Origin of the sequence: Gleimia hominis (genome assembly GCF_002871945.2) — a bacterium.
In the GTDB taxonomy this organism is placed as follows: Bacteria; Actinomycetota; Actinomycetes; order Actinomycetales; family Actinomycetaceae; genus Gleimia; species Gleimia hominis_A.
In genome coordinates this window covers 1,190,976-1,206,456 of the sequence record NZ_CP126963.1, presented here as the reverse complement: position 1 = coordinate 1,206,456, position 15,481 = coordinate 1,190,976, and the positions used below count along the sequence as shown (strand labels likewise).

Here is a 15,481-nt window from a genome sequence, read left to right as displayed (position 1 = left end):
GTGAACGCTGCAGTGCACCTGCGGCATAAAATACTTAGGCGCCGGTGAGTGCGATCAGTAGTGGAACTGGCACGAGGACCGCGCAGAATACGGTGAGGGCCGTCAGCCACGTACCGGGGAGGCCTTTCAATGCGCGGTACCCCAACGTGGAACCTGCCAAAATGAAACCGGAACCAGCCAGGATCGGCAGGTTGAACGGAGAAGTAATGTCGTACCCATCCACGCTGAAGTAAAACTGTGCTGCAAGCACAACCAGGAGCGCACCCGTTATCGCTAAAAACGTGGCTAAACCAGGGCCTTTCCGCGCGCGAACCGGCGGGTAATAAGGTGCGTCGGCGTATCTGTTGGCAGCGGTGTAACCGTTAGTGTCAGCGTGCGCGTTGGCAACAGTGTTGTGACCAGCCGCAGAATCAGTGGCCGCGTGGAAGCCCGCGATGTAGTCACCGTCCGCGTTCGTACGGGCAGCATCCGCATCCCCCGCAGGGACATTGCTAGCCTGCTGGCCCTCAGGTGAAAAAGCAGAATCTGGGCCGTTGAAACCGGTTTGGTTAGGTGCAAAACGGTCCCCATGCTGGCTGCCTGCATATGGCTGAGCGTGGGCACGCGTAAAGTCGCGACCATAGTTAGGAGTAGAACCGCGACGTTTCTTGGAACGGTGCTCCATCACCAGAATAAATACGATAATCGCGCCAATCGGCACCAGCGCGAACCCTAGAAGTCGGAACTGGAAAACCGGGGCGAAAGAATCAGACCCGGTAAAAGAAATGTTCAGGGGCGGCAAAATCAGTAGCGCTACGATCCCTAACAGCGCCACGTCCGCATTCCCACGCAGCAGTTCTTGAGCATGAATCCGCCCATCCACCTCCTCGGGTAAAAGGGCCCACGCCGCCGCGTACAACGTGCAAATCGCGGGCGCGAAAAACAAGGTAAGAACCACGCAAACGCCGCGCACAAGGGTCAGGTCCCAACCGTAACGCGCTGAAATGGCGGCACAAACTCCACCAATCCAACGATCATTCGGCCGACACCAACCCGTGCGCCGCACGGAGTTGAAAAACGCCTCACCGGCAGTGGGCCGATCTTGCTCAAACTCATTACTGCTGTCCATACACTCAATAATGCCCGCAAGCAGGTCATGAAACCATGGGGGAACCCCCTGAATAAACCCTGATTAACCACTAACAACTTCAGCTCCACCCGGAAAACTTGGCATGATAGACCTGTGAACAAAACCAGACCACCCCTACTGCGAACGCGGCGCACCGACCTGAATCGGCCCAAGCCGTGGATAGCGGGGGTGGCGTCTGGGCTATCCATACATTTAGGTGTTTCCGTCAAATCCCTGAGGCTGATTTTCACGCTCCTTGGAATAACCGGCGCGGGGGTTATGCTCTACCTCTGGCTGTGGCTTGGGCTGCCCCGCACCGGAAGTCTCGCCCCCGACCCGTCGCAGCGGATCGCTAAACCACCAGTAGAACAACTCAAACAAAAACGCGTTTCCACCTCCCGGTTGGCGCTGATAGTTGGTGGCGCATTCCTGCTCGTAGCGTTCATAACCGGGGTTGGACCACTGCTCGGACTCCAGCTGGTCAGTGGCCGGAATGCCGCGATCCTCGCGATCCTAGCGGGCCTCATGCTCATCTGGACGCAAAGCGAACACGTGCGCGCATGGCGGAAAAACCCGCAAGCGGCTGTGCTGGTGGGCCTCGGACTACTACTGCTACTGAGCGGCACCGTGGGGCTCGTCAACGTGTCCGCGTCCCGCTCCGAACTACTGTTCGGCATGGGCGTCGGCGTGGTGATTATCCTGGCGCTCGTGCTGGCATTCTTACCACCGTGGATAAAAATGAACCGCGAACTCACAGACACGTCCGTGGCCCGGGCAAAAGAAACACAACGCGCAGACATTGCCGCGCACCTGCACGACTCGGTGCTGCAAACCCTCACGCTCATAAAAACGCATGCGGACGAACCCGCGCGGGTGCGCGGGCTAGCGTTAGAACAAGAACGGGCCCTGCGGTCCTGGCTGTACACTGGGCGGGGCAAACCGGGGGATTCAACTCAGCAACTACTGCGCAGCGAAGTTGAAAAAATCGAAACCACGTACGGTTGCGAAGTGGAACTGGTGCAAGTGTCCGACGCGAAACCCACCTCAGGGTACCTAGCGGCGGTGTCCGCAGCTGCGGAAGCGGTGAAGAACGCGGTGCGTCACGGGCAACCCCCGATCTCGGTGTACTGCGAGGTTTCTTCTGGCGCCATGGCCGTGTACGTGCGCGACCGGGGCACCGGCTTTGACCTCGAAACAGTCCCAGCGGACCGGCACGGAGTACGCGAATCCATAATTGGCCGCGTGCGCCGCGCGGGGGGACGCGCTTCACTGCGCACCCTCACCCCGGGAACCGAAGTGAACATTTCAATGCCGAAGGAGGGCGCGTGAGCTTACGCGTAGTGATCATCGACGACCACCCATTGGTACGAGCCGGAGTGCTAAGTGAGCTGCAAAAACACCCCCAGCAGGTGGAGGTCGTGGGGGAAGCTGAAGACGTCGACTCGGGCGTGCGGTGCGTAACTGACTTAGAACCAGACGTGGCGTTACTAGACGTGCACATGCCCGATGGTAACGGAGGTGGAGGCGCTGAGGTGGCGCGCCGATGCGCAGATGGGCCCACGCGGTTCCTCGCTCTCTCGGTTTCAGACGCCCCGGAGGATGTGGTGGCAGTGATCCGCGCGGGCGCTCGCGGGTATGTCACCAAATCCATCGCTACCGCAGACCTGGTGCAGGCAATCGAACGCGTCGGTTCGGGCGACGCGGCTTTTTCCCGCGCCTAGCCGGATTCGTGCTAGACGCATTCGGAACCGCGCAAGTGTCGCAAACAGATGAGGAACTGGACCTGCTGTCGAAACGTGAGCAGGAAGTGATGCGGCTGATCGCCCGCGGTTTCACCTACAAGGAAGTGGCCAGTGAACTGTTCATTTCAATCAAAACGGTAGAAACCCACGTGTCGGCGGTGCTGCGGAAACTACAGTTATCCAACCGCAACGAACTAACCCGGTGGGCGGCCCGCCGGGGCGTGGTGTGAGCATCGCGGTGTCGTAAGGTAGAGCCGTGATGAATAACGACCGTACTTTCGCTTCGCAACTACCGGGTCTACCGGCCTTGACCGACCAGATGCTCGCCGGGCAGGTTCCCGCGGGTTCACCGGGCCAGTTTTCACCAGCGGCCCCCCAGTTTTCCCCTGAGGCAAATGGGCCGGGCGGGGGGAGCGGAACCGCTTTCGGTGGGCCAAGCGGGGGAGCGGCGGACCCGGCGGAACTGTTAGAAGGGTTGAACGCCCAGCAGCGCGAGGCCGTGGAGTACGCCGGGGGACCACTTTTGGTTGTGGCAGGCGCGGGGTCGGGGAAAACCCGGGTGCTCACCCACCGGATCGCGTACCTGCTGCGCACCGGGCGGGCCCAGCCCGGGCAGATCCTCGCGATCACCTTCACCAACAAGGCTGCGGCGGAAATGCGCGAACGCGTGACCCAACTCGTTGGTCCCAACGCGGCACGCATGTGGGTGTTCACCTTCCACGCGGCGTGCGTGAGGATTCTCCGGGAATCTCACGAGGCCGCTGGCCTGCGGTCTACGTTCAGTATCTACGACACGCAAGACTCGCAGCAGCTGTTGAACGTGATCTTAAAAGATAAGCAGGTGGACACCAAACGGTTCGCCGCAAAAATGCTACGCGGACGCATCTCGGACCTCAAGAACGAACTCATCACAGCCCAGCAGTACGCCAAAACCGCGCCCAACGACCCGATTTCACGAGTTGTCGAAGAAGTGTATCCGGAATACCAGCGTCGGCTAGAGAACGCGAACGCACTAGATTTTGACGACCTCATAATGCGTACGGTGCAGATGCTGCAATCAAAACCCGCGGTGGCGCAGCATTACCGGCGCCGCTTCCAACACGTGCTGGTTGACGAATACCAGGACACGAACCACGCGCAATACGTGCTGATCCGCGAACTCATTGGGGCAGATGAGCAGCAGCAGGGTGAACTCACCGTGGTGGGGGATTCGGACCAGTCAATCTACGCGTTCCGCGGCGCCACAATCCGCAACATTGAGGAGTTTGAAAAAGACTTCCCCGGCGCGCACACCGTGCTGCTAGAACAGAACTACCGGTCTACCCAAAACATTCTGAGCGCCGCTAACGCGGTGATTGCTGCGAATAAGGGGCGGCGGGCGAAAAACCTGTGGACCGGCCGGGGCGATGGAGCGCCCGTAGTGTATGACGCCGCTAATTCCGAACACGACGAAGCCCGGTTCGTGATCGCAGAAATCGACAAGCTCACCGATTCAACCTACCACTACGGTGATATCGCCGTGTTTTACCGCACTAACGCGCAGTCGCGGGCTCTGGAGGAAATGCTCGTGCGGTCCGGCATTCCCTACCGCGTGGTGGGCGGCACCAAGTTCTATGAACGCAAAGAAATCAAAGATGCGCTCGCCTACCTCGCGTCCGTGTCCAACCCCGACGACACGGTAGCGCTGCGCCGCATCCTCAACACACCCCGCCGCGGTCTGGGCGCCAAAGCGGAACAAACTCTCGTGGCCCACGCCGCTGCCCTCAACGCGAACCTGGGGGATGCGCTGCGTGACGCGTGGGTACAGGCGGGGTGTCCGCGCGGTGAAGGTAGTGAGATTGACCTGGAGGAAACCGCGTGGGCGGATGCGGTGGCGCAAGAAAAAGCGCGTGCTTCCGGGCGGGAAATATCACTTACCTCGCGCGCATTAAAACAGGCCGCGGGTTTCTACGGGCTCCTGGTTTCCCTGCGCACGTATGCGGATGCGGGCGCCTCTATCGCCGAGTTGCTGGACGAGGCGATGGAAGCCACCGGGTACCTGGTGCAACTTCGAGAATCCGAAGACCCTCAGGACGCATCTAGGGTAGAAAACCTGGCGGAACTACATGCAGTGGCGGCAGATTTTAAGAAAACTAACCCACAGGGGTCGCTCGCGGACTTTTTGGAACGCGTGTCCTTGGTGGCGGATTCGGACCAGGTTGCGGGCGCGGAAGACAGCGGGGAGGTCACCTTGATGACCGTGCACACTGCGAAAGGACTCGAGTTCCCCGTCGTGTTCGTAACCGGTATGGAAGATGGCACGTTCCCCCACCAACGGTCCCTGTTGGACGAGTGGGAATTGTCTGAGGAACGGCGCCTCGCGTACGTGGCGTTCACGCGGGCGCGGGAGAAACTGTATTTGACGCGCGCGGCTGTGCGAACCACGTGGGGAACCCCTTCTGATTTACCGCCCTCGCGTTTTCTTGACGACGTTCCCCTTGAGGTACTGGAGGTTCGCCGTGGTTCCACGCAGATGGATAGTTACCGAACCGGGGGTTCGGGTGGGTCCTTCGGCGGGTTCTCTAACGCCGTCCGCGGGCGCGGCAGCTTTGGCGGTAGTAGCACTGACCCGTGGGAGGATGATTTTGCCCCTGCGATCGGTTCCGGAGGGGGCCTGTCCGCCCGGGGATTCAAACGCACCGGTAGTCGCGGGCCGCGCGCTGGGATGACGAGTGGAACTGCAGGAGGCGGATTGAAACGCCTGGGGGTGTCGAAAAAAGACGCGGATAAACCCAAGGTCGCATTGAAGATTGGGGATCGGGTGAAGCACGGTTCCTACGGTGAAGGCACGGTAGTTGGCTTGGAGGGGGCGGGTGCGTCGCAAGTGGCAAAAGTGGATTTCGGTGACGCCAAACCACGGCGCTTACTGTTGCGTTACGCGCCGATTAAGAAGATCTGACGGGGCCAAAACCTCAAACTGACTATTGTGCTCTAGGCGATACAGATGATTCCCGTTTCTCGTGTGCGAGTCCGATTGGGACGTTAATCTAGTACTAGATGTCTCGATGTCGAGGTTTTAAGTGACCTGAGGCACATCGTGGTCGCGACACAGAACAGCCCATCCCGGGCAGAAAGGTGAACGGAGTGGATCTCTACGAATACCAGGCTCGTGAGCTATTCAAAAAGCACGCAGTGCCCGTTTTAGATGGCGTTGTCGTGCAAACGCCCCCTGAGGCCGAGCAGGCGTGGTCAACGTTAGGCACCCCCCTGCAGGTTGTGAAAGCGCAGGTGAAAACGGGTGGGCGTGGTAAAGCCGGCGGGGTAAAACTTGCCCACAGCGCAGATGAAGCCCGCGAGTACGCCGAGCAGATCCTCGGGATGGACATTAAAGGCCACACCGTCCACCGGGTCATGATCGCAGCGGGAGCGGATATTGCACAGGAGTATTACTTCTCAATCCTTCTTGACCGGGCGAACCGCCGGCACCTCGCCATGTGCTCTAAAGAAGGTGGGATGGATATTGAAACGCTCGCGAAGGAACGGCCCGAAGCACTGGCGAAAGTCCCGCTGGATCCCGCGGTTGGGATTGACGAAGCCAAGGCACTTCAGATTGCTGGTGAAGCCGGATTCACTGACGAGCAGGCCCGTGAACTAGCGCCCGTGCTGATTAAACTGTGGGAAGCGTACGCTGAAGAAGACGCCACGCTCGTCGAGGTGAACCCGCTGGTGAAAACTGAGCAGGGTGAGGTGATCGCGTTGGATGCCAAAGTGTCGTTGGATGACAATGCGGCGTTCCGCCACCCCGAGCACAGTGAGTACAAAGACACTTCAGCGCAGGACCCGCGTGAACTCATGGCGAAAGAAGCGGGTTTGAACTACGTGCGGCTCGAAGGTGAAGTCGGGATCATTGGCAACGGAGCTGGCCTGGTTATGTCCACGCTCGACGTGGTGGCTTACGCGGGCGAAAGCTTCGGTGTGCGGCCCGCGAACTTCCTCGATATTGGCGGGGGTGCGTCCGCGGAAGTGATGGCTAAAGGCCTGGAAGTGATCTTGGGTGATGAGCAGGTTAAGTCCGTTCTCGTGAACGTATTCGGTGGGATCACGGCTTGCGACCAGGTTGCTAACGGGATCGTGGGCGCACTCGACATGCTGGGGGAGTCGGCGACTAAACCAATAGTGGTGCGGCTCGATGGTAACCGCGTGGAAGAGGGACGCAAGATTTTACAAGAAGCGAACCACCCGCTGGTGACGATGATTGACACGATGGATGGCGCGGCTGCGAAGGCCGCTGAACTGGCTAAGTAGGAGAGGCGCAGATGTCGATTTTTTTGAGTAAAGAAGACCGCGTGATCGTGCAGGGCATGACGGGTTCGGAAGGTATGAAGCACACGACCCGTATGCTCGCCGCAGGCACCCAAGTGGTGGGTGGAGTGAACCCGCGTAAAGCCGGGCAGATCGTGAAGTTCAATATTGAACCGTACGGGCCGATGGCGGACCAGGTTGAAGCTGGGGAGCATGAAGTTGAGGTGTTCGGCACTGTGGCCGAGGCGAAGGCTGCGACGGGCGCGCAGGTGTCCGTAGTTTTTGTGCCTCCGCGGTTCGCGAAAGACGCGGTAATTGAGGCGATTGATGCGCAAATGCGCTTAGTTGTGGTGATTACCGAGGGTATCCCGGTGAAGGACGCGGTGGAGTTCCGCCAGCGCGCCGCAGACGCGGGCGTGCAGATCATCGGTCCGAACTGCCCGGGCATTATTTCACCAGAGCAGTCAAACGTGGGGATCACCCCGGCTGACATTACGGCTGCTGGCCCGCTCGGACTCGTGTCGAAGTCGGGTACTTTGACGTATCAGCTGATGTACGAGCTGTCCGACCTGGGCTTCACCACGTGCATTGGTATTGGGGGCGACCCGATTATTGGCACCACGCACATTGATGCGTTGCGGGCGTTTGAGGAGGACCCAAACACTAAAGCGATTGTGATGATCGGTGAGATCGGTGGGGATGCGGAAGAACGCGCCGCCGAGTTCATTAAGGAGCACGTGAGCAAACCCGTGGTGGCGTACGTCGCGGGATTCACCGCTCCGGAAGGGAAAACCATGGGGCACGCGGGAGCGATTGTCTCTGGTTCTTCCGGCACCGCGCAGGCGAAAAAAGAAGCGCTCGAGGCCGTGGGCGTGAAAGTGGGGAAGACCCCCACGCAGACCGCGCAGCTGGCACGTGAACTTTTGAAATAATCTAGAACGCGTTAGGTAAGTGGGCGCGGGGAGCGATCCTCGCGCCCACACGCATACCCGCGCTTGCCCTTTTGTTTGGTGGTGGATCCCATTTTCCGCAGCGCGGGATTTTACTTGCGCCCGGTCCGGGGCCGTGCCAGCCAGGCTGGGCCGCAGTTCACACGGTGGGTTTCGAAGTGCCTCGGAGCGCCTTGGGTGCAAAAGCTTGGTGAAAAGGCAAAAATGGAGGAGATGTTTGAAACCACCCGCACTCGTCTACGCCAGTTACGCCAACGCGTCTGGCGCCCTCAGGATCCCAAAAAATCAACCGAAACCGCATCTAAACAAAACGAGGATTCGGCGGTGCAAACGGAAACTGAACCGGTCGAGCTGAAAACTGAACTGCTAGAGCCAGAAACTGAGCCGGTACGGAAGCGGGAAGACAATGTGGGCGCGGCGTTCGAAACCACAGTGAATTTGCAGCGGCCCGAATACGTGATCTCGCTACCTAAAGGGTGGGCGCGCGTGATGGTGGCAGCAATTGAGGCATCGTTGTTCACGTGGGCACTGGGAGCGGGGTTGACGCTGGTCGCGTTCTTGCTCACCGCTAACAACTCGTGGGTGCTGTCGGTGGATTGGAACACGGCAATGAGCACCGGGGCGGACATCGTGGCCCTGGGCTACTTGTCGCCCCTGCGGTTCGCGGGCGTGAACCTCTCGTTCTACCCACTGGGGCTAACGCTCTTGTTCATCCTAATGGGCGTGGTTGGAGTGCGGTATTCGAACGCGATTTCCTCGCGGGTGAGCGCGCTGTTCATCCCGTTCTACACCGTGACGTCCGCCGTGGTGGCGTTCTTCGCCGCCCACCACGCGCAGGTGTGGCGGGTTGCGTTAGGCGCGGCCCTGGTATCCACAATCGCGTGGGCGTGGACGGCACGCAAGTCGTTGAGGTCCCTGCGTAGCCCGCGGAGCAAACTACTGGTCCGGGCACTGCGAGATAGCGCGATTGCGTTAGGTGCGACGACCCTGCTGGGCTTGGGATTAGTTTTGTATGCGACGGTCTCCTCGTGGAGCCAGATCGAGGACATTTCTGCCCTGCTGGGGGCAGCGGGGTGGGACCAGGTGTTCGTGTGGCTCGCACAGATCTTGTATGTGCCGAATGCCATCGCGGCAGCCCTGTCGTGGCTGGCGGGCCCGGGATTCGTGACGTCTGTAGGCGCTGTGCATGCGCCGTCGAAAGTGGTGTCCGCACCGATTCCGGCGATTCCTTGGTTGGGGGCCGTACCTCATGGCACTGTTACCGCGTGGGTAGTAGCGGTACTGATTGTTCTGGGGCTAGTTCTGGGTCTGGTGCACGTTTGGAAGTGCCGCGAATCGTCCCTGGGGGCGCACGCAACCCGGTTGGCAGTGGGGCTGGGGGTGTATGCGGCAGTGATGTTCGCGTGGATGTATGCATCGAACGGGGCATTGTGGAACGGGCAGATGGCTGATTTTGGCCCCCGATCCCTGCTCGGAGCTTTATTCGTGACGCTAGAAGTGGGGGGTGTTGGCGCCGCCGTTTCACTATTGCTGCACCCCGTTTGTTTAGCGCTTTACCGCCGGGGAGCGCAGGCTGCTGCAGCAAGTTTGCGTGTTGGGTCCAGTAATTTGAAGGATGAGGTTCGCGCTCGCGTGCAGGCTCGGCGCGCCAAGTCCGCGCCGCGGTCAGAAACCAGTGCTGTCCCTCAGGAAGCGAATCCTGTTAGTGAACAGGAGGTGAACCCGTCGCCTGATACGCAACTGCAGTCGCAAGACCAGGGCAGTGCCGCCGCGCACCCAGAATCGGGCTTGGAGGCCAACCCGAGGCAGGTGCCACAGCCAGAAACGGAGCCGGATCAGGCCCTTGAGGATCTGGGGGAGCAGCGGGGCGAACGGAAGGGGAAAGCAGGTCAACCGGCGGGCTCAGGAAGCGACCAGGCGGGGAAATCCCAGGCAGCCGCACCAAAGAGCGATCGGACCGAGGAAGACCAACCTGAAGCACGGGAAAGCGATCAGATTGGGGACGCCTAGCTCTTGGCGGAAAACCCCCAGGTGAATAAGAGTTGGACAATGGGGGTAAGGCGGTCGTGGAGTTCGCTCGCGGGGATGGAGGCGAGCGGTTCAATCCGTGCGACGTACCGCATCATCAGCACTCCCACTAGAGATCCGGCTACGAGTTCAGCTAGAAGCGCCGAATCTTCCCCTAGGGACGCTTCCACTTGCGACAGGATCTGCTCGCGAAAATACTGGTCGAACGTGCGTTGCGTATCCGCATCGTGCATCACCATACGCAGAAGAGTCGCTAAAGTACCGGCTGTAGATGCTTGCTCCCAGTTCTCTAATGCGGCGGCTATCAGCCGTGAAGCTAACCCGTCCACTCCCGGTTCGAGGATTTCCCTCACCTGCTGCGCCGGGTCTTCCGGCAAAGACATGGCTTCTCGGAACAACGCTGCTTTGCTTGGGAAATAATAGGAAGTCATCGCGGGGTCCACACCGGCCTCCCGGGCAATTTTGCGCATCGACGCCCGCTGATAATCGTGGGTAGAAAACACGCGGTGTGCGGCCCGCACAATTTCGTCCCTCACCTGGCCCCGAGCCGCCCGCGGCCCCCTTCCAGCCCGATTTTCTCTAGGCATACGTGGGCTCCGCCCAGCCTGAGCCGTTTGAGGTTCTCGCCTAGCCTGAGGTGCCCTGGTGGTCCCAGGTTCACGCTCCCTGCCCTCATTTTTCGAAACATGTTTCGTTTCATAATTAGGAGGGGTAGTTTCAACATTCGACATCTCTAATCTCGCTATCTATGCAGCTCAACCACTGTCGGGTAAAGAATAAAACCCTTAATTTCATCATGATTGAAAATAGATGTGTGCCTCCATAGTGTCACAGTAGGCAACCAGAGGGGCGAAAACGATGGCGAATTCCTTGACCACGAGCAGCAAAACAATCCCGAACGCCTTGCATATCGGCATCGACGTGGGGTCGACAACTGTCAAAGCGGTGGCGATGAGCAATACTGGCAAACGCGTGTTCGCAGACTACCGGCGTCACAACGCAGACGTGCGCCGCGAACTTGTGAAACTCCTGCGCGACGTCCTGCAGGACGTGGGGAATACGCCCGCACTAATGGCAGTTACCGGCTCGGGTGGATTCGCAGTTGCCCAAGCGATGGGCGTTCCCTTTGTGCAAGAGGTAATCGCTGAAACAGAAGCCACCCGCGTGTTCCACCCCGACACGGATGTGATCATCGAGCTTGGCGGTGAGGACGCCAAACTCACCTACCTGCACCCCACCCCGGAACAGCGCATGAACGGCACGTGCGCCGGGGGAACGGGCGCGTTCATCGACCAGATGGCCACCCTGCTGGACACCGACGCGTCCGGCCTAAACGAGCTGGCTGCCCAGGCGAAAACCCAGTACCCGATCGCCAGCCGCTGCGGTGTGTTCGCTAAATCTGACGTGCAGCCCCTGCTGAACCAAGGAGCTGCCCATGCTGACATCGCCGCGTCCGTATTCACCGCTGTAGCCACGCAAACCATCGCGGGCCTGGCTTGTGGGCGGCCGATCCGGGGCAACGTCATGCTCCTGGGTGGCCCCCTGCACTTCCTCCCTGAATTGCGGGAAGCGTACCGCGCGCTGCTACCTAAAGTGGAGAGCTTCATAACCCCACCGGATGCACAACTGTACGTCGCCCTCGGCGCAGCCCTCATGGCAACGCACACCAAACCCGGGCAAGATCCGCAAACCCCGCGTCCCCTCAAAGACCTCATCAAAGACCTGGTAGAAGCCGAAGTCGTAGCCGAATCCACGCGCATGCGGCCACTGTTCAAAGACACGGCAGAACGCCAGGCGTTCGACACCCGCCACGCACAAGAAACCATCGAACAAATCCCCGCTTCCCAAGCTCACGGGCGCTGCTGGTTAGGGATCGACGCGGGGTCCACTACCATCAAGGCGGTAGTTATAGACGAGCGCGACCGCATCGTGTTCACCCACTACGCTTCCAACGAAGGGGATCCACTGCGTGCCGCCATTGAAATCGTTAAACAAGTGCGGACGCAACTGCCAGAGGACGTGGTGATTGGCCGGTGCTGCTCAACCGGATACGGCGAAGGGCTCGTCAAAACCGCGTTGACCATGGATGAAGGCGAAGTGGAAACCATGGCGCACTTTAGGGCTGCGAACTACATGTCGCCCGGCGTTTCCTCCGTAATCGACATCGGTGGGCAAGACATGAAGTACATCCGGATCAAAGACGGCGTGGTGGATTCAATTTCCGTAAACGAGGCCTGCTCCGCCGGATGCGGCTCGTTCCTGCAAACCTTCGCCGCCTCCATGGGGGTCAGCGTAGAAGAGTTCGCTAACCTCGCCACGCAATCACCCGCCCCCGTAGATTTGGGGACGCGCTGCACCGTGTTCATGAACTCCTCGGTTAAACAAGCACAAAAAGAGGGGGCGGACACGGGAGCGATCGCCTCCGGCCTATCCTATTCCGTAGTGCGCAACGCACTGTACAAAGTTATAAAACTAAAATCCCCCGAAGATCTGGGCGAAAAAGTAGTTGTTCAAGGCGGCACCTTCCTCAACGACGCCGTGCTGCGCGCCTTCGAACTGCTCACCGGCCGGCAAGTAGTTAGGCCCAACATAGCGGGCCTCATGGGGGCGTACGGGGCGGCCCTCACGGCAAAAAACCACGACGACGGCACGGGCGTGTCCTCACTGGTGCAGTTAGAGGACCTCAAGAACTTCCAAGTGGAAACCACCCGCAAAACCTGCCGACTGTGCCAAAACCACTGCAACATGACGATCTCAACGTTCTCAAATGGGGAACGGCACGTGTCTGGGAACCGGTGTGAACGCGGTGCCTCCCTAGAGCGGATCCCAAAGAAATCCGAACTTCCGAACCTGTACGAATGGAAGTACAAACGCATGTTTGGGTACCGGCGGCTGCGTGAAAAAGACGCGTACCGCGGCGACATGGGGGTGCCGCGCGTGCTGGGAATGTACGAAGACTACCCACTGTGGTTCACCGTGCTCACTAAACTCGGGTTCCGCGTAATGATTTCGGGACGGTCAAACCACGAACTGTTCGAACGCGGGATGGAATCCATTCCGTCCGAGAACGTGTGCTACCCCGCTAAACTTGCGCACGGGCATATCGAAAGCCTGCTCGATAAGGGGCTGAAGAACATCTTCTACCCGTGCGTGAACTACAACCAGAAAAAAGACAGCCACGACGCGAACTTCAACTGCCCCATCGTTGCCACCTACCCGGAAGTGCTGCGGCACAACATGGAATCGCTCGCGGACGGACGGGCGAATTTCATTAGTCCGTATATGAATCTAGATAACCGTGAGGCCATGGCCCGGCAACTAGTGAAAGCGCTCGCGCCGTGGGATGTGGAACTAGAAGAAGCACTGGCCGCAATTGAAGCGGGGTTTGAGGAACAAGAGGCGGTGCGCGCCGAAATCGCGCAGAAGGGGCGCGAAACGCTCGCGTGGATGCGTGAACACGACACGCGCGGCATCGTTCTCGCGGGCCGCCCCTACCACTTGGACCCGGAGATTAACCATGGGATACCCGAGGTCATCGTGGGCTTGGGGATGGCGGTGCTCACCGAGGATTCAGTTATGGACCAGCGGTTAGCACGCCCTATTCGGGTGCGAGACCAGTGGACGTACCACTCGCGGTTGTACGAAGCGTCCGCCACCGTGTCCATGAGCCCGGATCTGCAGCTGGTTCAACTAACCAGTTTCGGCTGCGGCCTAGACGCGGTTACTGCCGAGCAAGTGCTAGAGATCTTGCAGCAAAACGGTGATATCTTCACCCAGCTGAAGATCGACGAAGTGTCCAACCTGGGGGCGGCAAAGATCCGGTTGCGTTCCCTAGACGCAGCCGCGGCCGAACGCGCCACCTCCTCCCAGGTGCTGGCCACGTATCCGGCTGGGAAAGGACGTGAGGACGGGGTTCCCTCCCCACTGGTACACACTGACTACGACCCGGTTGAGTTCACGAAGCGTATGCGCGACGAAAAGTGGGAAGTCCTGGTACCCCAAATGGCACCCATCCAGTTCCGACTCGCCGAAGTGGCGTTACGCAAAGCCGGGTATAACGTGCGGCTCTTAGAGCAAACCACCCCGGAGTCGAACGAACTGGGGTTGAAGTTCGTTAACAACGACGCCTGCTACCCCGCGATCGTGGTGATTGGACAACTGATCGACGAACTGGAGTCCGGGCGGGTAGATCCCAACCGGGTTGCGGTTGCGATCTCACAAACGGGGGGCATGTGCCGCGCCACCAACTACGCGTCACTGCTACGCAAAGGGTTGCGCGACGCCGGTTACGGGCAAGTGCCCGTCCTGCCCGTCTCACTGCAGTCAGTGGAGAAGGCCTCCGGGTTCTCCCTCACGCCAGCGATTGTGCACTCCGTTATCCAATCGATCGTCATGGGTGATGCGCTGCAGACCATGGTGTTACGCACCCGTCCATACGAAGTGGAACCCGGATCCGTGATGGCCCTTTACGAACGGTGGAACACGCTGATGCGCTCTTGGCTTGCTTCTGGCCGCGCCGGTGAGTTTGGACGCATTCGCTATAGCCGCCTAATCGCCCAGTGCGTAAGCGAGTTCGACAACCTCCCGATCGCCGGGCCGCGCAAACCACGAGTCGGCTTAGTGGGCGAGATCCTCGTGAAATTCCACCCCTACGCGAACAACCACGCGGTCGGCACCATTGAAGACGAAGGCTGCGAAGCCGTCCTCCCCGGACTGCTGCAGTTCTTCCAATCCGCCATGTCAGACGGCGATTGGCGGGCAGAAAACATGGGGGAGACCGGTGGGCGCCGCCTGAAAAAACTCGTACTCGCAGCCCTGTCACTGTACGAACGCCCGGTGCGCAAAGCGTTTGCGAAAACCAACGGGAAGTTCGAAGCCTCCACCCCAATCGACCAGATGGCTAAACGCGCCGCCGATATCGCGCCTCAAGGTCTGCAGGCGGGGGAGGGCTGGTACCTGGTCGGAGAAATGATGGACATGATCGAAAACGGGTGCCCCAATATTATTTGTGCGCAACCGTTCGCGTGTCTTCCGAACCACGTGGTGGGGAAAGGGATGTTCCGTCCGCTGCGGAAGAAGTATCCGCAAGCAAACATTGTGGGGATAGATTATGACCCGGGCGCGTCCGCAGTGAACCAACTGAACCGCATTAAACTCATGATTTCGACGGCGCTCATGGCCGACGGGTCGCTGCAGTGGGATGAAGCGGCGGTGGAAGCTCAGCCTGCGACTAAACCTGGAGCGGTGCCCGCATGTGGGGCCGCGTGCGGATGCGCTCCAGCGGGCCGTGCGGCCGGCCCGGTGGCAATTGGGATGCCGCGTGTGCGCAGCGCCCGCTAGTGGTTCAAAACCCCAAAAAGTATCTTGATGTC

The 15,481-nt window shown here is 59.7% G+C and carries 8 protein-coding genes and 1 pseudogene; 7 read left to right on the top strand and 2 right to left on the bottom strand.

The window, feature by feature from the left end:
• Positions 1–34 precede the first annotated feature (34 nt).
• Positions 35–1,108 (bottom strand): PspC domain-containing protein, encoded by a 1,074-nt coding sequence (locus CJ187_RS05360; protein WP_102217170.1) that lies wholly within the window; start codon positions 1,106–1,108, stop codon positions 35–37.
• Positions 1,109–1,222: 114 nt separating this feature from the next.
• On the opposite strand from CJ187_RS05360, the gene CJ187_RS05355 reads away from it, so the two are divergent.
• The 6 genes and pseudogenes from CJ187_RS05355 to CJ187_RS05330 all read left to right on the top strand — a co-directional run bounded on the left by CJ187_RS05355 (position 1,223) and on the right by CJ187_RS05330 (position 10,091).
• Entirely contained in the window at positions 1,223–2,437 is a 1,215-nt protein-coding gene (locus CJ187_RS05355; protein WP_102217169.1) for an ATP-binding protein, read from the top strand.
• Positions 2,434–3,080 (top strand): annotated as a pseudogene (locus CJ187_RS05350) (LuxR C-terminal-related transcriptional regulator). Before CJ187_RS05355 ends, CJ187_RS05350 begins: the two are co-directional and overlap by 4 nt.
• 89 nt (positions 3,081–3,169) lie before the next feature.
• Positions 3,170–5,788, top strand: coding sequence for a UvrD-helicase domain-containing protein (locus CJ187_RS05345; RefSeq protein ID WP_102217188.1), 2,619 nt, complete (start codon positions 3,170–3,172; stop codon positions 5,786–5,788).
• 185 nt (positions 5,789–5,973) lie between these two features.
• A complete protein-coding gene (sucC, locus tag CJ187_RS05340) occupies positions 5,974–7,134 on the top strand; it encodes an ADP-forming succinate--CoA ligase subunit beta (RefSeq protein WP_102217167.1) in 1,161 nt (386 codons plus the stop codon).
• Between the two features lie 11 nt (positions 7,135–7,145).
• Entirely contained in the window at positions 7,146–8,063 is a 918-nt protein-coding gene (sucD, locus tag CJ187_RS05335; protein WP_102217166.1) for a succinate--CoA ligase subunit alpha, read from the top strand.
• Positions 8,064–8,285: 222 nt separating this feature from the next.
• On the top strand, positions 8,286–10,091 hold the full coding sequence (locus tag CJ187_RS05330) for a cell division protein PerM (protein WP_102217165.1): 1,806 nt from the start codon (positions 8,286–8,288) through the stop codon (positions 10,089–10,091).
• Here the strand turns inward: CJ187_RS05330 and CJ187_RS05325 are convergent.
• Positions 10,088–10,696 carry a TetR family transcriptional regulator gene (locus tag CJ187_RS05325; RefSeq protein WP_158237762.1) on the bottom strand — a complete coding sequence of 203 codons (609 nt, stop codon included), beginning with the start codon at positions 10,694–10,696 and terminating at the stop codon, positions 10,088–10,090. The two genes, CJ187_RS05330 and CJ187_RS05325, sit on opposite strands and share 4 nt — an antisense overlap.
• A 271-nt stretch (positions 10,697–10,967) precedes the next feature.
• On the opposite strand from CJ187_RS05325, the gene CJ187_RS05320 reads away from it, so the two are divergent.
• Positions 10,968–15,449, top strand: coding sequence for an acyl-CoA dehydratase activase-related protein (locus CJ187_RS05320; RefSeq protein ID WP_102217163.1), 4,482 nt, complete (start codon positions 10,968–10,970; stop codon positions 15,447–15,449).
• The last annotated feature ends 32 nt before the right edge of the window (positions 15,450–15,481 follow it).

Bases quoted from the DNA above. Each gene is read 5' to 3' on its own strand.
- CJ187_RS05360 (WP_102217170.1), bottom strand. From the start codon at position 1,108: ATGGACAGCAGTAATGAGTTTGAGCAAGATCGGCCCACTGCCGGTGAG.
- CJ187_RS05345 (WP_102217188.1), top strand. From the start codon at position 3,170: ATGCTCGCCGGGCAGGTTCCCGCGGGTTCACCGGGCCAGTTTTCACCA.
- sucD (WP_102217166.1), top strand. From the start codon at position 7,146: ATGTCGATTTTTTTGAGTAAAGAAGACCGCGTGATCGTGCAGGGCATG.
- CJ187_RS05330 (WP_102217165.1), top strand. From the start codon at position 8,286: ATGGAGGAGATGTTTGAAACCACCCGCACTCGTCTACGCCAGTTACGC.
- CJ187_RS05325 (WP_158237762.1), bottom strand. From the start codon at position 10,696: ATGCCTAGAGAAAATCGGGCTGGAAGGGGGCCGCGGGCGGCTCGGGGC.
- CJ187_RS05320 (WP_102217163.1), top strand. From the start codon at position 10,968: ATGGCGAATTCCTTGACCACGAGCAGCAAAACAATCCCGAACGCCTTG.